General features: G+C 40.1%; 24 protein-coding genes and 3 pseudogenes. 14 read left to right on the plus strand and 13 right to left on the minus strand.

The window, feature by feature from the left end; all coding sequences use genetic code 11:
* Nucleotides 1–81 precede the first annotated feature (81 nt).
* The 3 genes from PGX00_RS13265 to PGX00_RS13275 all read right to left on the minus strand — a co-directional run bounded on the left by PGX00_RS13265 (nucleotide 82) and on the right by PGX00_RS13275 (nucleotide 2,866).
* Nucleotides 82–1,215, minus strand: a complete 1,134-nt coding sequence (locus PGX00_RS13265) for a flagellin (RefSeq protein ID WP_272137173.1) — start codon at nucleotides 1,213–1,215, stop codon at nucleotides 82–84.
* Nucleotides 1,216–1,409: 194 nt separating this feature from the next.
* Nucleotides 1,410–2,309 carry a Dyp-type peroxidase gene (locus tag PGX00_RS13270; RefSeq protein WP_272137176.1) on the minus strand — a complete coding sequence of 300 codons (900 nt, stop codon included), beginning with the start codon at nucleotides 2,307–2,309 and terminating at the stop codon, nucleotides 1,410–1,412.
* A gap of 98 nt (nucleotides 2,310–2,407) precedes the next feature.
* A complete protein-coding gene (locus tag PGX00_RS13275; protein ID WP_272137178.1) occupies nucleotides 2,408–2,866 on the minus strand; it encodes a DUF2919 domain-containing protein in 459 nt (152 codons plus the stop codon).
* Between the two features lie 132 nt (nucleotides 2,867–2,998).
* Here PGX00_RS13275 and PGX00_RS13280 point away from each other — a divergent pair.
* A pseudogene (locus tag PGX00_RS13280) lies at nucleotides 2,999–3,297 on the plus strand (DUF2956 domain-containing protein).
* Nucleotides 3,298–3,305: 8 nt separating this feature from the next.
* A complete protein-coding gene (locus PGX00_RS13285) occupies nucleotides 3,306–3,689 on the plus strand; it encodes a DUF4156 domain-containing protein (RefSeq protein ID WP_272137179.1) in 384 nt (127 codons plus the stop codon).
* Nucleotides 3,690–3,754: 65 nt separating this feature from the next.
* Here the strand turns inward: PGX00_RS13285 and PGX00_RS13290 are convergent, their stop codons facing one another.
* Nucleotides 3,755–4,039, minus strand: a complete 285-nt coding sequence (locus PGX00_RS13290; protein ID WP_272137180.1) for a winged helix-turn-helix domain-containing protein — start codon at nucleotides 4,037–4,039, stop codon at nucleotides 3,755–3,757.
* Nucleotides 4,040–4,270: 231 nt separating this feature from the next.
* On the opposite strand from PGX00_RS13290, the gene PGX00_RS13295 reads away from it, so the two are divergent.
* Genes PGX00_RS13295 through PGX00_RS13310 form a run of 4 tightly spaced genes read left to right on the plus strand, consistent with a single transcriptional unit; the run spans nucleotide 4,271 to nucleotide 6,682 of the window.
* Entirely contained in the window at nucleotides 4,271–4,618 is a 348-nt protein-coding gene (locus PGX00_RS13295) for an ArsC family reductase (protein ID WP_272137182.1), read from the plus strand.
* A 15-nt stretch (nucleotides 4,619–4,633) separates the two neighbouring features.
* Complete coding sequence (gene dapE / locus PGX00_RS13300; RefSeq protein ID WP_272137184.1) at nucleotides 4,634–5,770, plus strand: succinyl-diaminopimelate desuccinylase; 1,137 nt, start codon at nucleotides 4,634–4,636, stop codon at nucleotides 5,768–5,770.
* A 38-nt stretch (nucleotides 5,771–5,808) separates the two neighbouring features.
* On the plus strand, nucleotides 5,809–6,489 hold the full coding sequence (locus tag PGX00_RS13305; protein WP_272137186.1) for a M15 family metallopeptidase: 681 nt from the start codon (nucleotides 5,809–5,811) through the stop codon (nucleotides 6,487–6,489).
* A 1-nt stretch (nucleotide 6,490) separates the two neighbouring features.
* A complete protein-coding gene (locus PGX00_RS13310; RefSeq protein ID WP_272137188.1) occupies nucleotides 6,491–6,682 on the plus strand; it encodes a DUF2897 family protein in 192 nt (63 codons plus the stop codon).
* Nucleotides 6,683–6,710: 28 nt separating this feature from the next.
* Here PGX00_RS13310 and bamC read toward each other — a convergent pair whose 3' ends face one another.
* Together bamC and dapA are read right to left on the minus strand one after the other, a co-directional pair.
* A complete protein-coding gene (gene bamC / locus PGX00_RS13315; RefSeq protein ID WP_272137190.1) occupies nucleotides 6,711–7,733 on the minus strand; it encodes an outer membrane protein assembly factor BamC in 1,023 nt (340 codons plus the stop codon).
* 57 nt (nucleotides 7,734–7,790) lie between these two features.
* The gene (gene dapA, locus PGX00_RS13320) at nucleotides 7,791–8,669 is read right to left on the minus strand and encodes a 4-hydroxy-tetrahydrodipicolinate synthase (RefSeq protein WP_272137192.1); all 879 of its coding nucleotides are present in this window, start codon (nucleotides 8,667–8,669) and stop codon (nucleotides 7,791–7,793) included.
* Between the two features lie 207 nt (nucleotides 8,670–8,876).
* Here dapA and PGX00_RS13325 point away from each other — a divergent pair, with 207 nt between their 5' ends.
* Both PGX00_RS13325 and bcp read left to right on the plus strand, forming a co-directional pair.
* The gene (locus PGX00_RS13325) at nucleotides 8,877–9,419 is read left to right on the plus strand and encodes a glycine cleavage system protein R (protein WP_272137194.1); all 543 of its coding nucleotides are present in this window, start codon (nucleotides 8,877–8,879) and stop codon (nucleotides 9,417–9,419) included.
* A 12-nt stretch (nucleotides 9,420–9,431) separates the two neighbouring features.
* Nucleotides 9,432–9,895, plus strand: a pseudogene (bcp, locus tag PGX00_RS13330) (thioredoxin-dependent thiol peroxidase).
* Between the two features lie 71 nt (nucleotides 9,896–9,966).
* On the opposite strand, the pseudogene PGX00_RS13335 reads toward bcp, so the two are convergent.
* Both PGX00_RS13335 and PGX00_RS13340 read right to left on the minus strand, forming a co-directional pair.
* Nucleotides 9,967–11,042: pseudogene (locus tag PGX00_RS13335) on the minus strand (AI-2E family transporter).
* 14 nt (nucleotides 11,043–11,056) lie between these two features.
* Nucleotides 11,057–11,272, minus strand: a complete 216-nt coding sequence (locus PGX00_RS13340) for a sulfurtransferase TusA family protein (RefSeq protein ID WP_272137196.1) — start codon at nucleotides 11,270–11,272, stop codon at nucleotides 11,057–11,059.
* A 204-nt stretch (nucleotides 11,273–11,476) separates the two neighbouring features.
* Between PGX00_RS13340 and bepA the strand changes: the two genes are divergently transcribed.
* The 3 genes from bepA to PGX00_RS13355 are packed head-to-tail and all read left to right on the plus strand — an operon-like array spanning nucleotide 11,477 to nucleotide 13,785.
* Nucleotides 11,477–12,925, plus strand: a complete 1,449-nt coding sequence (gene bepA, locus PGX00_RS13345; RefSeq protein ID WP_272137198.1) for a beta-barrel assembly-enhancing protease — start codon at nucleotides 11,477–11,479, stop codon at nucleotides 12,923–12,925.
* Between the two features lie 25 nt (nucleotides 12,926–12,950).
* Nucleotides 12,951–13,301, plus strand: coding sequence for an arsenate reductase (glutaredoxin) (gene arsC / locus PGX00_RS13350; protein ID WP_272137200.1), 351 nt, complete (start codon nucleotides 12,951–12,953; stop codon nucleotides 13,299–13,301).
* 10 nt (nucleotides 13,302–13,311) lie between these two features.
* Complete coding sequence (locus PGX00_RS13355) at nucleotides 13,312–13,785, plus strand: DUF2069 domain-containing protein (protein WP_272137202.1); 474 nt, start codon at nucleotides 13,312–13,314, stop codon at nucleotides 13,783–13,785.
* 17 nt (nucleotides 13,786–13,802) lie between these two features.
* Here the strand turns inward: PGX00_RS13355 and PGX00_RS13360 are convergent, their stop codons facing one another.
* Entirely contained in the window at nucleotides 13,803–15,056 is a 1,254-nt protein-coding gene (locus PGX00_RS13360) for a DUF2066 domain-containing protein (protein WP_272137203.1), read from the minus strand.
* A 251-nt stretch (nucleotides 15,057–15,307) separates the two neighbouring features.
* Between PGX00_RS13360 and PGX00_RS13365 the strand changes: the two genes are divergently transcribed.
* A complete protein-coding gene (locus PGX00_RS13365) occupies nucleotides 15,308–16,552 on the plus strand; it encodes a uracil-xanthine permease family protein (RefSeq protein WP_272137206.1) in 1,245 nt (414 codons plus the stop codon).
* 100 nt (nucleotides 16,553–16,652) lie between these two features.
* Here the strand turns inward: PGX00_RS13365 and trpB are convergent, their stop codons facing one another.
* Together trpB and upp are read right to left on the minus strand one after the other, a co-directional pair.
* The gene (trpB, locus tag PGX00_RS13370; RefSeq protein ID WP_272137207.1) at nucleotides 16,653–17,876 is read right to left on the minus strand and encodes a tryptophan synthase subunit beta; all 1,224 of its coding nucleotides are present in this window, start codon (nucleotides 17,874–17,876) and stop codon (nucleotides 16,653–16,655) included.
* Between the two features lie 195 nt (nucleotides 17,877–18,071).
* Nucleotides 18,072–18,698 carry a uracil phosphoribosyltransferase gene (upp, locus tag PGX00_RS13375; RefSeq protein ID WP_272137209.1) on the minus strand — a complete coding sequence of 209 codons (627 nt, stop codon included), beginning with the start codon at nucleotides 18,696–18,698 and terminating at the stop codon, nucleotides 18,072–18,074.
* A gap of 170 nt (nucleotides 18,699–18,868) precedes the next feature.
* Here upp and purM point away from each other — a divergent pair, with 170 nt between their 5' ends.
* Entirely contained in the window at nucleotides 18,869–19,909 is a 1,041-nt protein-coding gene (purM, locus tag PGX00_RS13380; protein ID WP_272137212.1) for a phosphoribosylformylglycinamidine cyclo-ligase, read from the plus strand.
* A 14-nt stretch (nucleotides 19,910–19,923) separates the two neighbouring features.
* Nucleotides 19,924–20,562 carry a phosphoribosylglycinamide formyltransferase gene (gene purN, locus PGX00_RS13385; protein ID WP_272137214.1) on the plus strand — a complete coding sequence of 213 codons (639 nt, stop codon included), beginning with the start codon at nucleotides 19,924–19,926 and terminating at the stop codon, nucleotides 20,560–20,562.
* Nucleotides 20,563–20,652: 90 nt separating this feature from the next.
* Here purN and PGX00_RS13390 read toward each other — a convergent pair whose 3' ends face one another.
* Both PGX00_RS13390 and lpcA read right to left on the minus strand, forming a co-directional pair.
* Nucleotides 20,653–21,471 (minus strand): class II glutamine amidotransferase, encoded by an 819-nt coding sequence (locus tag PGX00_RS13390; RefSeq protein ID WP_272137216.1) that lies wholly within the window; start codon nucleotides 21,469–21,471, stop codon nucleotides 20,653–20,655.
* Between the two features lie 70 nt (nucleotides 21,472–21,541).
* Nucleotides 21,542–22,126: a D-sedoheptulose 7-phosphate isomerase gene (gene lpcA / locus PGX00_RS13395; RefSeq protein ID WP_272137219.1), complete on the minus strand. Its 585-nt coding sequence runs from the start codon at nucleotides 22,124–22,126 to the stop codon at nucleotides 21,542–21,544.
* Nucleotides 22,127–22,140: the final 14 nt, after the last annotated feature.

Below are 22,140 nucleotides of genomic sequence, written 5' to 3' on the forward strand. Positions count from 1 at the left end.
GGATAAAATCGTGAAGTGATTAAAAAAATAGCAAATAAAAACTAAAGTTATCGATAAGCTAGCCGAGCCTAACGAGCAGTATTACCCAAGCAGAGTCAATGCTAGATTCGGTGCTTGTTTGGCTTGTGCCAGAACAGTTGTACTTACTTGCTGAAGAATTTGTTGCTTAATCATTTCAGTGGTTTCTTTAGCAAAGTCCGTGTCTTTTATTCTACTCTTTGAACTGGCGAGATTTTCATGAATATTTTCTAGGTTATTTATCGCATGACCAAACCTATTTTGAAAAGCGCCTAACTCAGAGCGATGGCTATCGACGAACTTCATGGCACTATCTATCACAGCAACGGCTCGTTGCGAACCACCAACAGTAGTGAGATCTAAATCATTCACCGTCTCAACCACAGGATTAGACATATCAAGTTCATTAGCTAGGTTACCACCAAAGCTAATTTGACCTCCCGCTTTACTGCCTGCCATGTATATCTGTAGCTGACCATCTTCGTTCACTGAAGCTGACACTGCGTCAGTCTGTCCATTAATATAAGTGGCAAGCTCTTCTATATCATCACCATGTTTGGCATTAATATGGATAGTCTCATCTTGACCATGATTATTAGTATATTGCATCACTAAATGATTCTGACCTGATTTAACCTGCCACTCTTTATCAGCCATTCCGTTGGCAATATAACTAAGGCCGCCCATATTTTTGGTATCTGACCTCATGCTTTTTATATTTACTTGAACAGCTTCACCAGAGGATGCACCTATTTGAAACGATGCACTGGCAAAATTGCCATTTAATAACTTTCTTCCTCCAAAAGAGGTTGTTTCAGCAATACGATTCAACTCATCATTTAATGCCGTCATCTCTTCTTGTATCGCAACACGTTCTGATTGGCTATTCGATCCGTTAGAAGACTGAAGAGACAGATCTCTCATACGTTGCAATAAGTTAGTGGTCTCTTTCATCGCACCTTCTGCCGTTTGCATAATGGAAATACCATCGTTTGCATTACGGACAGCGACATCTAAGCCACGCATTTGAGATTCAAGGCGATTAGATATTTGTAAACCAGCGGCATCATCTTTAGCACTATTAATTCGATTTCCTGAAGACAAACGTTCTAGAGACTGATTCAACATGTTTGTTGACAGACTTAGATTCTTTTGTGCGATCAATGCGGAAACATTAGTATTAACGGTGACAGCCATAACGCCTTCTTAAATGAGGAATTCAGGCTAGTATCGGCTGTGCAGAAAAAAACTTTAGGGAAAAGTTAGAGGTGTGCGGTAAAGATATAAGTCATTATATCTCAAATACCAAAACCCTAATGGAAGGCTGTTTTACACTCACAATTCCTACTTTCAATAGGCGTTATGAGTGTAAATATATAAGTAACCTACACTTAGAACTCTATTGCTTGTAGCATTTCGCTTGATGGCGCAAAGAAATAAGCGCCAGTAACGGCGCTAGTGAAACGCAACATTTGATCACTTTTACCATCGGTAACACCATACATACTCTCAAGCATTACCTTAATGTTATGTAATGTACTGCAATAGGAGAGGAATAATAGTCCATGGTCACCACTAACAGAGCCATACGGTAAACTGTGTCGAACAATTTTCAGCCCTACACCTTTTTCTTTTATATCCACTCGCCCAACATGCGAAGCCGCAGGAACATCATCAAGCTCAATGGAATCGACCTTTGTACGACCAATCACTTTCTCTTGAGCTGAGACAGACAACCTGTTCCATGCTGGTAAGTTATGAATAAAGCGTTGCGCCATGACATAACTGCCACCAGCAAAAGCCCCTTCTGGAATAATCGCAACTTCCCTTCTTTCATCGCCTTCAGGGTTTTCAGTTCCATCTATAAAGTCTGTCATATCACGGGCATCCATAAAACGATAGCCGTATGTTTCATCTATGATTTCTACATATTCCGCAATTTCCGACATAACTTTACGAAGTAGATAAAAATGCAAATCATGACGATTCGAGTGACAGTGAATAAGTACGTCAACATCTGTTGCTGGTGCAACAATTTCACCCTCTCCTAACGGTGTAAAATGAATTAACTCTTCTGGCATAGGTTGATTCGTTTTACTCCAAAACGACTTACTGAATGCAATAGAAGAAGTTAAATCAGCATTAGGCTGGCTTTCATTAAGTTCTTCTACCAAAGTAGGTATCGCTTTAAGTTGCTGTATCACTTTTTGAGGTTGTGAATTCACCTTAATCTGAATATAGAGTGCAAATGGACCTGCTTCAGGCACGATAGCAGATTGATAATTTGCCATAACATTTCTCCAAAATTTTATCTAAATAACTATTTTTTATTCTATTCTATCCAACCGATAAAAATAACCATCTCAATCAGATAAGTAACTACTATTTTTTAACTTAACAACGGCGAGCGAAAGCAGTCTCGAACTCTTCGGCTTCTCAATATATAAAGCATTAACCAAATCAGGCTTAACAGTGTCACTGCATTTGGCCAACTAAATTGGCTGTTTTCCAGATAAATTTGATAAAGCACCAATAATATCTGAACTGATATCGTTATTAACGTAGCTAATTTACCATAGGAAACGACCATACATATTCGTTTTCTATCGTGCTTTCTAAGGCTAAGTAACCAGATAAGAAGCAATGCAGGAAAACCAGCAATTAAACCGAGGTATAACGAGGAATGAACTGGGTAGATTATTTCTAGGAGTTTAGCGCCCATATCCCTGCTAGCTCCAGCCACGATAAAGATAATCCAAGCTTTTGCTAAAAATAGCCAACCAGCCAACAGTAATTTAGGTGCTTTCAGAAAGCCATCGTTATTGTACTCTTCAATTAAATAACGCACTTATCACTATATACATCAATTTATTTATCTACGAGGATATATCATATAACCTATGTTGGTTAATCATTTTCTGTAAGAATTTTTATGGCTACGAGTAAAAAACAGGTCTCACCTGAATCACAAGCTGAAGCAATGAAAATTGCCAAAGCAACACAAAAACCAGCACAAACTAAAGAGCAAACTAAATTGATTGCTCAGGGTATTGAAAAAGGCATTGCTTTATACAAAAAGCAGCAAAAGAAAAAAACCGTCAAGCTGACCGAGCAAGGAAGAAGTCTCAAAAAGAAAAACAAGCGGTGCTCAATAACCTTGACGAAACATCAGCTAACCAAGAAGTGATCGAGCCATCCAAAAAAAGTAACGCAATGGCACCATGGCTACTATTGGTATTAAGTTGGATTGCATTTATCGCTTATTTATCTTTAAGTTAGGATCGACAATGATAAAGTGGATATCTTTAATTTGCGTTAGCTTCCTGATCGGATGCTCGGCTCCTACTAAAATCCTAATCCCTGAAGCTTCGGCCGTACATATCCGTACAGATAGTGTTTATCGCTTTGAGTATTGTGAATGGAAAGGAGAAGTTACGGGTAATGAGGGGCACTGGTATAATTACCTTTTCTTTGCTAATGACACCATGATCAGAGGTGCACTAAACGAGCTTAAAAGCAATGCCCATAACATAGGAGCAAATACTGTTTTTTTACTTAGTCCTATCGATTTTGCCACATCAGTCACTTTCGTAGGTACAGCTTACCAATGTAATTATCCCGATAAAAACGTGCCTCTTTCTGTGAATACAGTACCAAGCTATAAGCTATAAACAAAAAACGCTACATTATTTCTGTAGCGTTTTTCATGCTCTAGGTTACTCGGTAATGGTGGTGCTTAATGAAAACCAAGTGTAGACGCTATTTCACCTTTTCGTTCGAGGACCCACTGACTATCAAAAGGTCCCCAATCAGATAACTGATAGTAGCCATCATTGTGTCTTCGCCCATCTTGAACAAACATCAACTCAATCCCTATTCCAGGCAATGCTTTTAGTACATCCTGAATAGTTCTACGGGGCCAACCGGTCTTTTCGATCAATTTAGGCACGTTGGGCCTATCTAAATTTTCTACTAAAAGCGCTAAATACAGTCTTCTCGCAAAAACAGGACTCAATTCCATCGATATCTCCATTACTACTTTATTTCGAGGGCCATTGATTTCAAGAAATAAAATCTACAGCAGAGTCATTATTTCTTTTTCCCTACGATTGTTTTTGCGTTTGATCAAGAAGTGCCCACTCTTAATCCCCTTTAGTGATAATTGTGCATTAGATTACATTTAATTGTTATTTTGTCTGATAGGCATGTTCCTGATAGGATTCACGCTCAGGTAACATTAGAAGGAATAGAGATGAGTATTACCATGTACGGTATCCCGAACTGCGACACAATTAAAAAAGCCAAAAAATGGCTACAAGAAGCAGACATTAGTTTTGATTTTCATGACTATCGTAAACAAGGCGTGGATAACCACCTAGTAGCCAGTTTTTGCCAACAACTCGGTTGGGAGCATGTTCTTAATAAACGCGGTACAACTTATCGCCAACTCACTCAAGAACAAAAAGACAGCTTAGATGAACACTCGGTTATTCCTCTGTTAGTCGAACATCCTGCCATGATTAAACGCCCTATACTTAAAGTAAACGAGCAGCTATATATTGGCTTTAAAGCCCCACAATATTCAGATATTTTTAAATAAAAGGATTTATCCAAAATGAATGACAGCCCAGTTTTGGCGTTAGCAAAAGATTTAATCAGCCGACAGTCCGTCACTCCGGAAGATGCAGGATGTCAGGTGGTAATGATAGACCGCCTGAAAGCGTTAGGATTTGATATTGAAGTTATGGTCTTTGACGATACTACCAATTTTTGGGCTCGTCGTGGCACCGAAGCACCTTTGTTTGCCTTTGCAGGCCATACAGACGTAGTTCCTTCCGGTCCATTAGACCAATGGCATACACCACCATTTGAACCAACGATCATTGATGACCATTTACATGGCCGTGGCGCTGCCGATATGAAAGGGTCTTTAGCCTGTATGATCGTTGCTGTGGAGCGTTTTATTGCTCTAAATCCAGACCATAAAGGATCAATCGGATTTCTAATTACTTCCGATGAAGAAGGGCCTTTCATTAACGGTACCGTCAAAGTAATAGAAACGTTAATGGCTCGCGGTGAAAACATTGATATGTGCATCGTTGGTGAACCATCGAGTACTCATTTTACCGGTGATATTATTAAAAATGGCCGTCGTGGCTCTATTACAGGGGATATCAAAATAAAAGGTATCCAAGGGCATGTTGCGTATCCGCATTTAGCAAGTAACCCTATCCATCAGGCTCTCCCGGCACTATCCGAATTAGTCACAACAAAATGGGACGATGGGAATGAATACTTCCCACCTACTAGTTTCCAAATTCCAAACCTTCATGCGGGAACTGGAGCGTCGAATGTCATTCCAGGTGAATTCAATGTGCAATTTAATATGCGCTTTAGTACTGAACTCAATAACGACGAAATAAAACGTCGAGTACTCTCAACACTTGATTCTTATGGGTTAGACTATGATATAGATTGGACGCTTAATGGTGACCCGTTTTTAACTGATCATGGCGCGTTATTAGAAGCTGTTGTCGAGGCTGTTGAAGAGATCAATCATATTAAACCACAGCTTCTTACTACTGGGGGTACATCAGATGGGCGCTTTATTGCCCGCATGGATTGTCAGGTTATTGAACTAGGCCCTGTAAACGCCACTATTCACAAAGTAAACGAGTGTGTGAATATTGCAGATCTTGAAAAGCTAACTGACATGTACGAAAAAACGATTCAAAAACTATTGGTAAAATAATACTCACTTTTGGTACACCTTTAATACTAAGTAATCACATGAATCAGCAGCAATTAACAGGGTTAACAGAGTCTCACCTAAAGATGGTCAAAACTAAATTTCAATCTATTAAGGTTAACCATTTAATAGAGACCGATATAAGCCGTCTTGTTAATGCTGCAGAACGTGATGGTTTTCAGTTAGAGGTAGCGAGTGGCTTTCGAGATTTTCATCGACAAAAGCTGATTTGGGACAAAAAATTCTCAGGTCAGCTAGCTATTTTAGATGCTGATAGCCAGCCAATCGAGTTTGATAAGCTAACAAAACAACAACGTCTATTTGCGATCCTTCGCTGGTCTGCTCTACCTGGCGCTAGTCGTCATCATTGGGGAACGGATTTCGACGTCTATGCTAAAAACTTACTCCCTAGCGGATGCCAATTAAAACTGGAACCATGGGAATATTTAGAAGGTCACCAAGCTCCTTTTTATCACTGGTTAAAGAATAATATTTCGTTCTTTGGTTTTTTCTTCCCATACAAAATAGATTTAGGTGGTGTTGCTCCGGAGCCTTGGCATATAAGTCATCGTGAAAGCAGTGAGCAACTCTTAGGTCAGTTATCAAAATCCTTAATCTTAGACACGATTTCGCAACAGGGTTTATTGGGTTTACCTTACATTGAGGTTAACTTGGATACGATTTTCTCTCGGTACATTACTAATATATGCAAGGATAAATGACATGATTGATTTTCTTCTAAACCCTTGGGTAATTAGTATTATTATCCTCAGTGTCGTTATAGGCAATATCGCAGCCCTTAAGTACACTGCCAATATGAAATTTGGTCAAACAAACAAGAAACAAAGCGATTTAGATAGACTGAATCAACTAGACAAAGAACGCCAAGAACAACAAAAAAAGGACACCAAATAGTGTCCTTTTTGCTTGACTATAATTGGGGCTAATACTCTTTAGCTATTACTGCTGCAAAAGCAGGAACAATCGATTCAAGCACTTCAGCCGTTACAGGTTTACCTGTGCTATCTGTAATGTTGATCGACGTTCGGTTCCCCATATCACCTAAAAGGAAGGTGTACGTTTTACTTTCGAGAGAAAGTGGTTTTGTACCTATAGATGTCCAAAACTCATCGTCGGGTTCTGAGTATTTCGCCTTTAACAATCCTTGAGATTGATTGCGCTCTTCAAGTTGGAAGCCGAGTTTCGGTAAAACGGTAGTCAACCTCTGCCAAAAGGCGTTATATGGAGCACGCGCAATAATAACAGGTAACCCACTTCTATCTTTACCCATACTGATAGGAATCTGCTTAACAAGTTGAAGTGCTTTTCGATCAGCTTCTGCTCGTAGCCTTTGATCGTAGGTAGAAGTAATCACGTTAGTCATAAACGTGTTATACCTTTCTTTATTGGTTCGGCTAACAACTTTAGCAATACCGTTCTCTTTCCAGTCAATTAAACTGACTTGAAAACCATATCTATTGTTGGCTTCTATGCGCTCAAAAAGATAACGGGCTTCAATTAGATTCTCTTCATCTTCTGATTCCCAAGAAATCCAATCAGATTCAAGACGTGTTTCGCTATCAACTCTTAGCTTTATATTCCGTTCAACAATCATGTCATTGACAGATTCCCATACGTTGTCCACTTCATCTTCTCGAAGAAGCCAAATTGATACAACGCCATCTTTCACTTCAGAACGGGCACCAGGGATCAATTCTAATATCTGTTGAGGTGGACGAATATCGACATCAGGGCCAATATTTCCATCATAATCTCCTACAGGAATATCATAATTTGGATAAAATTCACCTTTCGCCCCCTCCTGAACAGTCCAACTTTCAAAAGGAACGGTTTCAAGGTATTCGAAATCGTCTTTAGCTTGACGTCTTTGCTCTGGGCTACCTGAACATGCACTTAAAACAAGAACAGCCAGTGAACTAATCACTAGCTGATGAGAAAACTTCATTAGCACTCCTAATAAAATTCGAGACAAAGCAATTTTATCTCGAATTTATTTTCTAACTTATAGTATTCCAGCGTCACTTAACGCTTGCTTCACAACCGGTTGTGCTTCTTCAGAAAGCACCGTTAAAGGCAAACGCATACCGCCATCATCAATGAGACCCATTTGATGGACCGCCCATTTGACTGGAATTGGGTTAGCTTCAACAAATAAATTTTTATGTAGTGATGTTAAGCGCTTATCTATCTCAGCCGCTTCTTCGTACTTACCTTCTTTCATAAGATCAAATAGATCAGCCATAGGTTTTGCAGCTACATTATTACTAACTGAAATTACACCTTGTCCACCTAATCGTACAAATTCTAGCCCCGTAGCATCATCACCACTTAGTAAGACGAACTCTTCGCCACAAAGTTCACGATGAATTGCAACTCTTTCTAAATCTCCTGTTGCATCTTTAAGTGCAACGATATTTTCCAGCTTAGATAAACGTGCAACTGTTTCTGGCAATAAATCAACCGCAGTACGACCTGGTACATTATAGAGAATGATTGGAACTTCGCTTACATCATTAATCGCTTTGTAATGCTGATATAAACCTTCTTGCGTCGGTTTATTGTAATAAGGGGTAACACTGAGAACGCCAACAATACCCGAGTTATTAAGTAAACGACTAAATGTCATCGCTTCATGGGTGGCATTAGCCCCAGTACCCGCAATGACAGGAATTCGACCATCTGCACACTCGACGATTTTATTAACAACCTTAACATGCTCTTCGATAGTTAGCGTCGCTGACTCACCCGTTGTTCCAACAGCGACAATGCCATCAGTACCTGATTCTACATGGAAATCGACCAATTTTTTTAGGCCATCGTAGTCTACTTCACCATCTTTTTTGAATGGGGTAACTAACGCAACAATACTTCCTGAAAACATGTCTATCTCCCTTTAATTTCACTACTTGCATAGTAATGCATGAAACTTAGATAACACAAGGGATTAAAGTGTGATGTTTTACACTAAATGATGGAATAATTGCACATTTATCCCTTAAACCGACTTGTGGCTGAAAACTCGTTTGTTATTTACCCCAATACCAACTGTGCTAGTATTTGGAGATAATACTTAAAAAGTTAAATAATTATGTCTCAACATTTAGTCATCACAGCGGTAGGGTCAGACCGACCAGGGATATGTAATCAAGTCGTTCACCTTGTTACTCAATCAGGATGTAACATAGTGGATAGCAGGATCGCACTATTTGGCAACGAATTTACGTTGTTAATGTTAGCGGCTGGTAGCGCAAGTCAAATAACCCGAGTAGAAACAACTCTTCCTGTTCTTGGTCAAGAACACGGTTTAATCACCATGATGAAAAGAACATCGCCTCATCAAGAACTACCACACAGCTATACTATTGAAGTTTTTATCGAATCTGATGACAAAAAAGGTTTAACAGAGCAATTCACTCAGTTTTTTGCAGACCGAAGCATTGGCCTAGCTTCTTTAAGTGCTAAAACCATAGATAAAGCCAAAGTAAGCAGTGATAACAATCTTTTTCAAATTGCAATTACTGCAACAGTTGAGGCGGAATATAACTTAATGCAATTACAAGAAGAGTTTAATCAACTTTGCACAACTTTATCCGTGCAAGGCTCTCTAAATTTCATAAAAAACAGTCAATAAAGGAAGTCTGAAATGGAAACATTAACTGCTGGAACTCCAGCTCCTAATGTCACTTTGCTCGACCAAGACGGAAACAAGGTATCAATCTCTGATTTCAAGGGAAAAAAATACTTTTCTACTTTTATCCAAAAGCAATGACACCGGGATGTACAGTCCAAGCTCAAGGCCTGAGAGACATTAAAAAACAACTGGATGACCACAATGTTGTTGTCCTAGGCGTTAGTATTGATCCTGTTAAACGGTTAGGTAAGTTTATAGAACGAGATGAACTAAACTTCACGCTTCTTTCTGATGAGGATCACTCTGCTGCGGAGCAATTTGGTGTTTGGGGCGAAAAGAAGTTTATGGGCAAAATCTACGATGGCCTACATCGAATATCATTTTTGATTGACGAAAATGGTGTTATTGAGCAGGTATTCAACAAGTTTAAAACCAAAACCCATCACGAGGTCGTTCTGGACTACCTTAATAAATAGTATCGGTATTTAATAAAAAATGTCGATAACAACGTCGTCATTCCCACAACCGTGTGGGGATGACGAATTTTTTACTCGTCAATCGTTAGCGCTTCAGAGGTTTCTTGGTTCTTTATCGCATTCCATACAGCTTTGACTAAAGTCGCGAGAGGAATGGCAAAAAACACCCCCAGAACCCCCACATACCACCAAAGACCAGTACCGCACATATAATGGCGACAGGGTGTAGATTGACTGCCTCAGAAAACAAAACTGGTACCAACAAATTTCCGTCTAATGCTTGAATAATGCCGTAAGCACCGAGTAACCAATAGAATTCAGGTGATACACCCCACTGGAAAAGGCCTACAATCGCAACAGGTACCGTCACGGCAGCGGCTCCAATGTATGGAATAAGAACCGAAAGACCGACAGCCACACCAAGTAAGGCCGAGTATCTTAAATCCAGTAAAACGAAGGTAATATAACTAGAAGAACCAACTATAAGAATTTCGACCACTTTACCGCGAATATAATTGGCTATCTGCAGGTTCATTTCCTGCCAAACTTTCGTTGCTAAACGACGATTTTGAGGCAATAAACCACTCAAAATAGACAACATCTCTTCTTTGTCTTTCAATAAGAAGAAAATCAATAATGGGACAAGAATCATATAAACCGCAAGCGCAGCAATGTTTATCAGGGATGCTAAAGAGCCTTTTACGACTGTTTCTCCTAACCCTAACACCTTACTTTTTGTATTTTCTAGGACCGATTCCACAATCTGTAAGTTGGCAAGTTCTGGATATTGCTCAGGTATCGTTTTCAAAAACTCTTGGAAGCCATTATACATTGTCGGTATATCATTAATCAGATTGCCTACCTGATTCCAAATGGTTGGAACTAAGCCGAAAACAGCTAATATCATAAAACCAACAAAAATAATCAACACCACTGCAACTGAAATCCCCCTAGGAAGACCGATGCGAACCAATTGGCTCACAGGCCACTCTAATAAGTACGCGAGTACAATAGCCACGAGTAAAGGGGCGAGCAAATGCCCGAAGAAATAGATGGTAATAAATCCAACGAGCAAAATGGCAACCAAGCTCGCCGCATGTGGATCTGAAAAACGTCGTTTATACCAACGACTAACCATATCAAACATCTAATAAACTTCTCTTAGTTATTAACTACCAACAAATAATGGTCTGGTGTCTCTTCAATATGCACTAAAACATGCTGCATTTGAAAGAAACGAACAATATCATTTTTAGAACTTAAATCACGAATCTGAATAATAAGCTTCCTATCAATTGAATTGCGGTACTCCCTTTTAGCTCTCAATAGTGCCATAGGGCAACGTTCTTCACGTAAATCAAGAATATAGGGTTTCATTCTGTCGTTGGATGCTTATTATAAAGGGAATATTGTAAAGGGTTTTGATTAAAAGGGCTTCTCTTTTCAACTCAACTTTTAATATAGAAATAATCAATAGGTAATTAACGCGCTTTATTTAACTATATTTGCTAAAACAAAGGCGAACCAAGGCAGTTTTTCGCTGTCTTAACTCGAAACGATCTCGGAGTTCATCTAATAACAATGTTAAAAAAAACACGGTCCTTAATCGCTTTAGTTATAGCTACATCACTGTCTCAGCCTGCTATAGCCAATAACAACGAGTTACCAGATATAGGCACCGCAGCAGCGGGCACGCTCACAATCGATCAAGAATTGATTTACGGTGACGCCTACATGCGGATGCTGCGTGCCAGTAGCCCTATTATCAACGATCCTGTGTTAAATGAATATATTACTAACCTTGGTCATAAACTCGTTGCCAATTCTGAAGATGTGAAAACCCCATTTCGATTTTTTATGATTCGAGATCGAAACATTAACGCATTTGCGTTTTTTGGTGGGTATGTAGCATTACATTCTGGTCTATTTTTGCATGCAAGCAGTGAAAGTGAACTCGCCTCCGTAATGGCTCACGAGATTGCCCACGTAACGCAACGCCACTTAGCGAGAAGCATGGAGGAGCAAGCTCGACGAACTCCTGCAACTATCGCAGCCCTCGCAGGTTCATTATTGCTTGCTATCGCCTCTCCAGAGGCAGGTATAGCTGCTCTGGCAGCCACCAATGCTGGCAGCATGCAAAGTCAAATCAACTACACTCGAAGTAACGAAAAAGAAGCCGACCGATTCGGTATTAATACATTAGCCAAAGCAGGCTTTGATGTTTATGCCATGCCAACATTTTTCGGTCGTTTAGCCGATGAATACCGTTATGCCAGCACACCACCAGCCATGCTGCTTACTCACCCATTACCACAAGATCGTATTACAGATTCAAGAGCAAGAGCCCAGAAATATGCCCCTATGAAACTGGGTCCATCATTAGAATACCATTTAGCGAAAGCAAGAATTGTCGCTCGATATGCCAACATAGAGTCATCAGCTTCACTCGATTGGTTTGAAAGAAGATTAAAGAAAAACAACGCGACATTAGAACCAACATATAAATATGGTCAAGCTTTGGTTTACCTCGATACCAAAAAACTAGAAGAAGCAGAACCTATTTTAACTGCCTTACTCAAGAAAGATGCTTTAAACGAATTCTATCTTGATGCACTATCTGATTTATACATCTATCAACAAAATCCCAAAAAGTCAGTGCAGATGCTAGAAAACGCATTAAGTAAAAAGCCGAATAACCCGGTGCTGATAATTAACTATGCTAACGCACTGATTGAAAGCGATGACAATCAAAAAGCAGTAAGTATATTGCAAAAATACACACATGAACGTCCTACGGATATGAACGGTTGGCAACTTCTTGCAGATGCTTACGGAAAAACAGGAAAAACAGACGAAAATATAGCTGCTCTTGGCGAAATTTTTGCGCTTAGGGGCAATTGGAACAAAGCGCTGCAAAATTTCACTCAGGCAAGTCAACTTGCAGATCTAGGTAGCTTAGAGCAAGCGAGATTTGATGCTAGAATCGATCAACTTATGGTTGAACGCGATCGATTTTTATCATTACAATAATTATATAAAAACAAGGAGAAACCCAATGACAGTCGTGATTTATCACAACCCAAGGTGTTCAAAAAGCAGACAAACCCTACAACTTTTAGAAGAGAATGGAATTACACCTGAGGTGGTGACCTATCTAGAAAACCCTCCTTCGGTTGATACGCTAAAAACACTTTATTCACAACTCGAGCTTACCAGTGTACGCGGAATGATGAGGACAAAAGAGAGCGTCTATAAGGATCTCAATCTAGCGGACGATAGCTTATCCAATGACCAATTATTTCAGGCCATGGTGGAAAATCCAAAACTGATTGAACGCCCGATTGTTGTTGCGAACGGAAAAGCAAAACATGGTCGTCCACCCGAGCAAGTCTTAGAGTTAGTTTAGAGAGCACGCAATGGAAGAAAAGCAGGTTCTACCTAAAACCCAACAATACCGTTACCTAGCTCTAACTGGGTACCTTTCACTTTTAAGTTGGGTAGCACTATGGCAGATATTTATTTCTCCACACCCTCACATTAACCCTTTCACTGCCGCTATTGGCTGGTGTATACCTCTATTATTCCCGTTGAGAGGCATATTATCGGGTAAAGCTTATACCCACGCATGGGCAAACTTTGTTTTGATGCTCTATTTTTTGCATGCGCTCACCATCTTATATGTAGATCAAGGCGAAAGATGGCTTGCAGCGGTCGAATTAATATTGGCTTGCAGTGCATTTGTAGGGAACGTACTTTATGCAAGGCATCGAGGAAGAGAGTTAGGCCTAAAGTTACCTAGGTTGTCGGAAGTAGAAAAAAAGAAAAAGAGAAATTTGGTAAAAAATAAGTTAACAAAATCAAAAAAGGCCCCATTGAAGTTAATCAATTAAGGGGCCTTTTTGTTCGGCTATTTTACCCACTCAAAAACCAACGAATTTACTTCTAACATAGGCTCTTGCTCAACCGTGTTGATGACTTCTTCTATCGCTTGAGGAAAAGTATTGGCATTGTCTTGAACTGTCGTCTCTTCTGATGGGATTATTGCCGTAGTACTTTCAACTAGCTCAGCACTCTCGACTAACTCTGTACCATCCACCGTCACATTGAGCTCTGGAGTTATACTATTTTCATCTAATGTTGGAGCAATAAGCTCGTCCACTTCAAATTTTGTAACGTGTTGGCTTTGGATTACTTCTGTTTCAAAATCTATTTCAGAGCCAAGTAAGTGTATGTTAAATGTCACTTCGTTGCCGACTATTTTTTCAACGTCGACACCCGCAACTGAATTCAATTTTTGTAGAATGTTTTCTAATGCGAAAAAGCTTTGAGCAGACTCAACTTCAATAAACTTTGCGGTAATTGTATTTTCTGATACACCACTCGACTTTATGGCACTCTTACGCGCATAGTAATTACTTACTTCATCTATAACTACTTCTAGAGCTTTAAGAGTATCGCCCGTTGCTTCACCTACAACTGGTTCACGTTTAGAGTCCACTATGAATTCAGGTTTTTCATCATACAACGTCCAACGTACATAGCTGCCATTCGCTGCCTTTTGCACCCTAATAACAAGTACTGCATCTGAAGAATAACGCACACTTGCTTTGCTTATCGGTGACGTAAAGCCGCCCCATAAATCAGGACCAGATATACTCGTAACATCTTCGATATCACCAACAGGAATCGTGATCGGCAAACCACGTAAATCTGAAAATATTTTAATTTGATTTAGAGCGCTGCTATCTGTGTAATCCCACAATATTTCGCGGCCATATTGCCCTTCTTGAATCACCCAAACAACTAAGTTTGATCTAATGTCAGACCAATACGGAAGCTCCGCTTGTCCTAACAAAGACTGAATTTGAGGTGGGTTAAAAACCATTTTTATACTTTTCTGACCTAATTGCTCTCCATAAGAGATCTGAGAAAGATAATTACCGCTTCTATTAAGCACTTTTTTAATCACGGGGCTATTTATGGCGTTCTTATCACCAGATGCCCGAACAATGACTTGCTTCAAACCTTCTGCTTTTGCGAGTTTTTCAGCATCAGCTTTACTCTCATCTAAAACTACTTCTGAACTGAACACATCAACCTTTACTGATGCATGAAGAGGTAAAGAGAGTATTCCTATGAACAAAACAACTAAATAGCGCATGCTGACCCTAAATTAAATGAGTAGTGAATAAATGAAGTTAAGCCGCTCTAGTATAACGAGAAAGACGAACACTACCAAGTTAACTCACGAGAACCTTGTTTGGCTCAATTTCAACGGCTATTTATTACAGGGGTATATTGGAAAATCTCAGCAATTTATAGCCATTTTTTTGATCTAAACCGCGAGGCAAACGATTGCATAAATGATAGAATCCTGCGAATTTTGTTTAACTAACTATTTCGGATGGAATCATGACTAACGTACTTATGGGCGCACAAATGCTATTTGTTGCATTTGGAGCACTTGTTCTTGTACCTCTATTAACCGGGTTAGACCCCAACGTTGCACTGTTTGGTGCTGGCGTCGGCACCCTTATTTTTCAACTTGTCACTAAACGCTCAGTTCCCATTTTTTTAGCCTCTTCTTTTGCGTTTATTGCTCCAATTATGTACGGGGTTCAAACATGGGGTATTGCGGGCACAATGAGCGGTCTTATGGCTGCTGGTGTTATGTATATTATTTTGGGTGCGGTCATTAAAGCTAAAGGTGTCGAGATCATCCATAAGCTGCTTCCACCGGTCGTTGTGGGTCCAGTAATAATGGTCATTGGCTTAGGCTTGGCTCCAGTTGCCGTTAATATGGCATTGGGCAGAACAGGCGATGGTACTCAATTAGTGGATGCTGACGCAGCGTTATGGATCTCTAGCTTATCGTTATTGTCCGTTATTGGCATTAGCGTATTTGCAAAAGGCTTTATGAAGTTGCTGCCTATTTTTGGTGGTATCTTTGTTGGGTATGCTGTAAGTTTGATGTTTGGTGTTGTCGATTTTAGCCCTGTAACAGAAGCTGCTTGGATTTCATTACCTAACTTTGTTGCACCTGAATTCAACATTAATGCCATCTTATTCATGATTCCAGTTGCGATTGCACCTGCCGTTGAACACGTGGGCGACATGCTGGCAATCTCAAATGTTACAGGTAAAGACTACCTTAAAAAACCAGGCCTTCATCGCACAATAATGGGCGATGGCATTGCGACGATGGCAGCATCTATGGTTGGTGCTCCACCAAACACAACTTATAGTGAAGTTACAGGTGCCGTTATGCTCACCAAGGCTTATAACCCTGTGATCATGACTTGGGCTGCTGTTACCGCTATCGTTCTTGCTTTAGTTGGTAAACTAGGTGCAATTCTACAAACGATTCCTATGCCTGTTATGGGTGGTATCATGATCCTTCTGTTCGGTTCTATCGCTACCGTAGGTTTGAATACTCTTATTAAGAATAACGTCGATTTACATAAGTCACGCAACCTAGCGATTGTTGCAGTGACATTAGTGTTCGGTATTGGTGGCATGGCTTTCGGTATCGGTGAATTCAGCCTTCAAGGTGTAAGCCTTTGTGGTATCGTGGCAATCATTCTTAACTTAGTCCTACCACATGATCTTGGTGAAAACCACGTAGTGGATAATGCTCAAATAGAAGATGAAGCCTAGTTTTTCAAATAAACTGTGATGACACTTTGCTAAAAATATCGGTATACCGAAACGAAAAAAGGTTGCGTGAAATACGCAACCTTTTTTCATTTAACTCTCACTATAACGTAGATGTTATACCGTAATCTTGACCGTAATTATTAACAACAAAATCGATATCTTTATCACCACGACCAGAAAGATTAATTAAAACACTGCCTTTTAATCCTTGCTTAGCCAGCTTAAATACATATGCAACAGCATGAGAAGACTCTATCGCGGGTATTATCCCCTCTAAACGAGATAATTCAAAAAATGCATCAATCGCTTCCTTATCATCTACCGTACCATACTGCACTCGTCCCAGATCTTTAAGGTAACTATGCTGAGGCCCTACTGATGGATAATCTAATCCGCTAGCGACCGAGTAAACTTCTTGAGGCTCCCCTTCTTTATCTTTAAGCATGTAGGATTTAAATCCATGCATTACCCCAGGTTCCCCTAGAGTTAAAGTAGCAGCATGCTCGCCTTCTACATCCAAACCTCGACCTGCTGGCTCAACACCATGAATAGCAACGTTTTCATCATTTAAGAAAGCGGTGAACAGCCCCATAGCATTAGAACCACCACCAACGCATGCAACAAGATTATCCGGTTGTTTGCCGGTCATCTCTTCAAATTGAACTTTTGCCTCATTTCCAATGATAGACTGGAAATCACGCACCATCATAGGAAACGGGTGAGGACCAACCACCGAGCCTATCGCATAAAGTTGAGTCACAGGATCTTGTAAATAGGCTTCAAACGCGGCATCAACCGCTTCTTTTAACGTTTTTCTTCCATGAGAAACAGGTACGACGGTTGCACCTAAAATATGCATTCTAACGACATTTGGATGTTCTTTTGCTATATCAACTTCGCCCATATATATATCGCATTCAAGTCCAACAAGTGCTGCAGCCGTTGCCAAAGCAACACCATGCTGACCAGCTCCTGTTTCTGCGATGATTTTTTTCTTACCCATTTTTTTCGCAAGTAACGCTTCGCCAAGGCAGTGATTAATTTTATGAGCGCCAGTATGGTTAAGATCTTCTCGTTTTAAGTAGATATCTATGCCATATTTTTCCGATAAATTCTGAGCATGGAAAATAGGGCTTGGACGGCCAACAAAGTGCTTATAAAGCCTTGCTAGCTCATCTTGAAAGTTCGGATCCTGGCGGCAATTCTGATAAGACTGATTGATCTCTTCCATAATTGTTTCAAGTTGTGGAGGAATAAAGCTTCCACCATATTCACCAAAATACCCTTCTTCATTAGGCAATGTATGCTCAAAACTATTTTTCATTATTAGTACCCTTGCTGACGTTGTGTGTTTCTAGATTACAACGCAGCCAACCCGGAAGGTAGAGTCGTTTATGGCTATTTATTCACTTCGTGATACTGCTCTCGCTAACTAGTACACAAGATCTAAAAAGGGTTACTGTAAAACAGTAACCCTTTTTACTACGATCGATTGCGACAGCAAATCTAGTCACTTATCTTATTTTGTACCAAAGATCTTATCGCCCGCATCACCTAAACCTGGAACGATATAACCTTTGTCATTTAGCTTCTCATCAATTGCAGCGGTATAAAGTTCAACATCTGGATGTGCTTTCTTAAGCGCTTCGATTCCTTCCGGAGCAGAAACTAAAACCAAGACTTTTATATGCTTACAACCTTTGTCCTTTAATAGGTCAATAGTTGCAATCATTGAGCCGCCAGTTGCAAGCATCGGATCGACAACAAGAGCAATACGCTCATCAATATTTGATGCAAGTTTATTGAAATAAGGAATAGGTTCTAAAGTTTCTTCATCACGATAAATACCAACAACGCTAATACGTGCACTAGGTACATGCTCAAGCACGCCATCCATCATGCCTAAACCTGCACGCAAAATTGGAACAACAGTAACTTTTTTACCTTTAATTTGATCAACTTCTACTGGGCCATCCCAGCCTTCAATTGTCACTTTTTCTGTCTCGAAATCTGCTGTCGCTTCATAAGTTAACAGGCTACCAACCTCTGTAGCCAACTCACGAAAACGCTTCGTGCTGATATCCCCTTCGCGCATTAAACCTACTTTGTGTTTAACCAAAGGGTGTTTCACTTCAACAACTTTCATTTCCATCTCCGACGATTTTTTAGTAAACCTTGCAATTATACATGTTTTTTTAAGCTTTTTCTGAATGAATATAACGAAAAAATTTCTTACGCAAACGTTTTCCTTATTGCTGCAACTCGGTTAGAATAGCGCCGATTTTCACATCCAAACTATCATGACGAGGACTTCCCGTGAGTGGCAATAACACTTCTCTTAGCTATAAAGACGCTGGTGTAGACATTGATGCAGGTAATGCTCTAGTAGACAGAATTAAAGGTGTAGTAAAACGCACCCGCCGTCCAGAAGTAATGGGTGGCATTGGTGGTTTTGGTGCTCTTTGCGAGCTGCCAACCAAATATAAAGAGCCACTACTTGTTTCTGGTACCGATGGCGTAGGCACGAAACTTCGTCTTGCCTTGGATATGAACAAGCACGACACAATCGGCATAGACCTTGTTGCTATGTGTGTCAACGATCTGATTGTTCAAGGTGCGGAACCACTATTTTTCCTTGACTACTATGCAACAGGTAAGCTTGACATCGATACCGCTGCAGATGTTGTTTCAGGAATTGGTGAGGGTTGTATTCAAGCAGGTTGTGCACTTATTGGTGGCGAAACAGCTGAAATGCCGGGCATGTACGAAGGCGAAGATTACGACGTAGCTGGATTTTGTGTTGGTGTAGTAGAAAAAGCAGATGTTATTGATGGTTCAAAGGTAGCGGCTGGAGATGCCCTTATCGCTGTTGGTTCTAGTGGCCCACACTCAAACGGTTACTCTCTAGTACGTAAAATAATTGAAGTATCTAATGCTGATCTTTCAGAAGAATTGAATGGTCGCGCTATTGGAGAGCATCTTTTAGAACCGACTAAAATCTACATAAAATCAGCACTTAAGATGATTGCGGAACACGATATTCACGCAATATCGCATATTACTGGTGGTGGTTTTTGGGAAAATATCCCACGCGTTTTACCTGAAGGGACAAAAGCAGTCATTGACGGAAAAAGCTGGCAGTGGCCTGCTATCTTTAACTGGCTTCAAGAAAAAGGCAATGTTGAAACCTTTGAAATGTATAGAACATTCAACTGTGGTGTTGGCCTAATCGTCGCGTTACCTAAAGATCAAGCGAGTGCCGCTGTTGAATTGCTAAAATCTGAAGGTGAAAATGCTTGGGTTATTGGTGAAATTGCCAGTGCATCTGAAGGCGAAGAGCAAGTAGAGATAAACTAAGGTAATTCAACACTATGAAAAGGATCGTCGTACTCATTTCTGGAAACGGTAGTAACCTACAAGCTATCATTGATGCTTGTGGCACTCGAATTGCCAATGGTGAAGTCACTGCTGTTTTCTCAAATAAATCTGATGCGTATGGCCTAGAAAGGGCTAAACAATCCGATATTGATGCACGTTTTATCGATCCTAAAGCGTTTGAAAACCGAGATTTATTCGATACAGAATTAATGTCTCAAATAGATAGATATCAGCCAGATCTGATTGTTCTGGCGGGCTATATGCGTATTCTAAGCAAAGAATTTGTGGCTCACTATCTTGGAAAAATGATCAATATTCACCCGTCTCTACTACCTAAATACACAGGGTTGAACACCCATAAACGTGCTATAGAGGCAGGTGACATTGAGCACGGAACGAGTGTTCATTTTGTAACAGAACAACTCGATGGCGGACCTGTTATTCTACAAGCCAAAGTACCTGTTTTTTCTGAGGATACTCCTGAAACATTAAACGAAAGAGTACAAACGCAAGAACATGATATCTATCCACTAACCGTAAACTGGTTTGTTGAAGGTCGGCTATCGATGACCGACAACAACGCGATACTGGATGGTAAAGTACTTGGTGAGTCAGGGTATGCTTCTGATTAGTTAGTAATAAATGAGTGATATTTTCTCTAACCGAAAAAAACAGCGAGAGCTTCACAAGCCATCGCTGTTTTTTTATTCATTAAATTCGGATTATTTAATTTTTGGTAGAGCGAACTCTACATCAACCAAACACTCCGTATTACAACTTATAACTTCACCAAAATGAAATAGGTTGTATTCACCTGGTTTCATTCTATTCCACGTTTCATTGTCCGTTAGAGGTTGAGTAGCAACAACTGTCACAACATCATTTGGTGTTGTCTCTTCTTGAAAGTTAACCGTCATGTCTTCATCAATGAGGCTTGCTTTACCAAAAGGTGCTCGTCTAGTAATCCAGTAGAGATGATTAGTACAATAAGTCATCACATAATCGCCATCACTAAGCAACATGTTAAAAATACCAAACTCTTTTAACTCGTCACAACAAACAGCGATATATTGGAACATCTCAACGATATCTTGAGGCGGTTCAGGGTATTTAGACTCTAATTTATTGAGTATCCAACAAAATGACAACTCGCTGTCTGTCTTACCTACCGGTCTAAATCGACCTGTTTGCAATGAATCGTAATCTGATAGCTGCCCATTGTGGGCGAACGTCCAATACTTCCCCCATAACTCGCGGGTAAATGGGTGCGTATTTTCTAAATTAACACCGCCTCTATTCGCTTGTCTTATATGACTGATGACAGCACAACTTTTAATAGGGTAGTTTTGTACTAACTCCGCTATTTTTGAGTTGTAGCTAGGATTGGGATCTTTAAAAGTTCTAAACCCTTTACCTTCGTAAAAAGTAATCCCCCAACCATCACTGTGAGGACCGGTTTTTCCACCTCGCTGCATCAACCCTGCAAAACTAAAACAGATGTCAGTTGGCACATTAGCGCTCATTCCGAGCAATTCACACATTTGCAAAACCTTTAACTACTAATATTACTAGGAAACATTAAGCACTTTATATGCCTATACGAACCGCTTTTTAGAATACTTCAGCCATCTCTTTTTCAATTAGCTGAATGACAATATGAATAATTTTTATATGGATCTCTTGAATGCGATCCGCATAACCAAAATGAGGTACACGAATTTCAATATCGGCGCACCCTGCCATCATGCCGCCATCCTTACCGGTAAGCGCAATCGTCTTCATCCCCTTCTTCTTAGCAGCTTCAATGGCCTTTAAGATATTACTTGAATTACCAGAAGTAGAAAGCCCCCACAATACATCACCAGACGACCCTACTGCTTCAACGTAACGGGAGAAAACAAAATCGTAACCAAAGTCATTACTCACGCAGGATAAATGACTTGGATCTGAGATAGCTATACCAGCGTACCCCGGGCGATCCTCTCTATATCGGCCTGTTAACTCTTCCGCGAAGTGCATAGCATCACAATGTGAACCACCATTGCCGCAAGAAAGTACTTTTCCGCCAAGCTTAAACGAATCTGCAATCAGCTTAGCTGCCGCTTCAATTTGTTGAATATTGTGATCATCACTTAAAAATTTATTTAATACTTCTGCCGCTTCATTTAGTTCGGAACGAATTAGATCTTGATACATGGTGACTCTCACTG

The organism is Vibrio algarum (assembly GCF_028204155.1).
Classification (GTDB): Bacteria; Pseudomonadota; Gammaproteobacteria; order Enterobacterales; family Vibrionaceae; genus Vibrio; species Vibrio algarum.

Coding starts and splice junctions, on each gene's coding strand:
- PGX00_RS13265 (WP_272137173.1), bottom strand. CDS start 1,215: ATGGCTGTCACCGTTAATACTAATGTTTCCGCATTGATCGCACAAAAG.
- PGX00_RS13270 (WP_272137176.1), bottom strand. CDS start 2,309: ATGGCAAATTATCAATCTGCTATCGTGCCTGAAGCAGGTCCATTTGCA.
- PGX00_RS13285 (WP_272137179.1), top strand. CDS start 3,306: ATGATAAAGTGGATATCTTTAATTTGCGTTAGCTTCCTGATCGGATGC.
- PGX00_RS13290 (WP_272137180.1), bottom strand. CDS start 4,039: ATGGAATTGAGTCCTGTTTTTGCGAGAAGACTGTATTTAGCGCTTTTA.
- PGX00_RS13295 (WP_272137182.1), top strand. CDS start 4,271: ATGAGTATTACCATGTACGGTATCCCGAACTGCGACACAATTAAAAAA.
- dapE (WP_272137184.1), top strand. CDS start 4,634: ATGAATGACAGCCCAGTTTTGGCGTTAGCAAAAGATTTAATCAGCCGA.
- PGX00_RS13305 (WP_272137186.1), top strand. CDS start 5,809: ATGAATCAGCAGCAATTAACAGGGTTAACAGAGTCTCACCTAAAGATG.
- PGX00_RS13310 (WP_272137188.1), top strand. CDS start 6,491: ATGATTGATTTTCTTCTAAACCCTTGGGTAATTAGTATTATTATCCTC.
- bamC (WP_272137190.1), bottom strand. CDS start 7,733: ATGAAGTTTTCTCATCAGCTAGTGATTAGTTCACTGGCTGTTCTTGTT.
- dapA (WP_272137192.1), bottom strand. CDS start 8,669: ATGTTTTCAGGAAGTATTGTTGCGTTAGTTACCCCATTCAAAAAAGAT.
- PGX00_RS13325 (WP_272137194.1), top strand. CDS start 8,877: ATGTCTCAACATTTAGTCATCACAGCGGTAGGGTCAGACCGACCAGGG.
- PGX00_RS13340 (WP_272137196.1), bottom strand. CDS start 11,272: ATGAAACCCTATATTCTTGATTTACGTGAAGAACGTTGCCCTATGGCA.
- bepA (WP_272137198.1), top strand. CDS start 11,477: ATGTTAAAAAAAACACGGTCCTTAATCGCTTTAGTTATAGCTACATCA.
- arsC (WP_272137200.1), top strand. CDS start 12,951: ATGACAGTCGTGATTTATCACAACCCAAGGTGTTCAAAAAGCAGACAA.
- PGX00_RS13355 (WP_272137202.1), top strand. CDS start 13,312: ATGGAAGAAAAGCAGGTTCTACCTAAAACCCAACAATACCGTTACCTA.
- PGX00_RS13360 (WP_272137203.1), bottom strand. CDS start 15,056: ATGCGCTATTTAGTTGTTTTGTTCATAGGAATACTCTCTTTACCTCTT.
- PGX00_RS13365 (WP_272137206.1), top strand. CDS start 15,308: ATGACTAACGTACTTATGGGCGCACAAATGCTATTTGTTGCATTTGGA.
- trpB (WP_272137207.1), bottom strand. CDS start 17,876: ATGAAAAATAGTTTTGAGCATACATTGCCTAATGAAGAAGGGTATTTT.
- upp (WP_272137209.1), bottom strand. CDS start 18,698: ATGAAAGTTGTTGAAGTGAAACACCCTTTGGTTAAACACAAAGTAGGT.
- purN (WP_272137214.1), top strand. CDS start 19,924: ATGAAAAGGATCGTCGTACTCATTTCTGGAAACGGTAGTAACCTACAA.
- PGX00_RS13390 (WP_272137216.1), bottom strand. CDS start 21,471: ATGTGTGAATTGCTCGGAATGAGCGCTAATGTGCCAACTGACATCTGT.
- lpcA (WP_272137219.1), bottom strand. CDS start 22,126: ATGTATCAAGATCTAATTCGTTCCGAACTAAATGAAGCGGCAGAAGTA.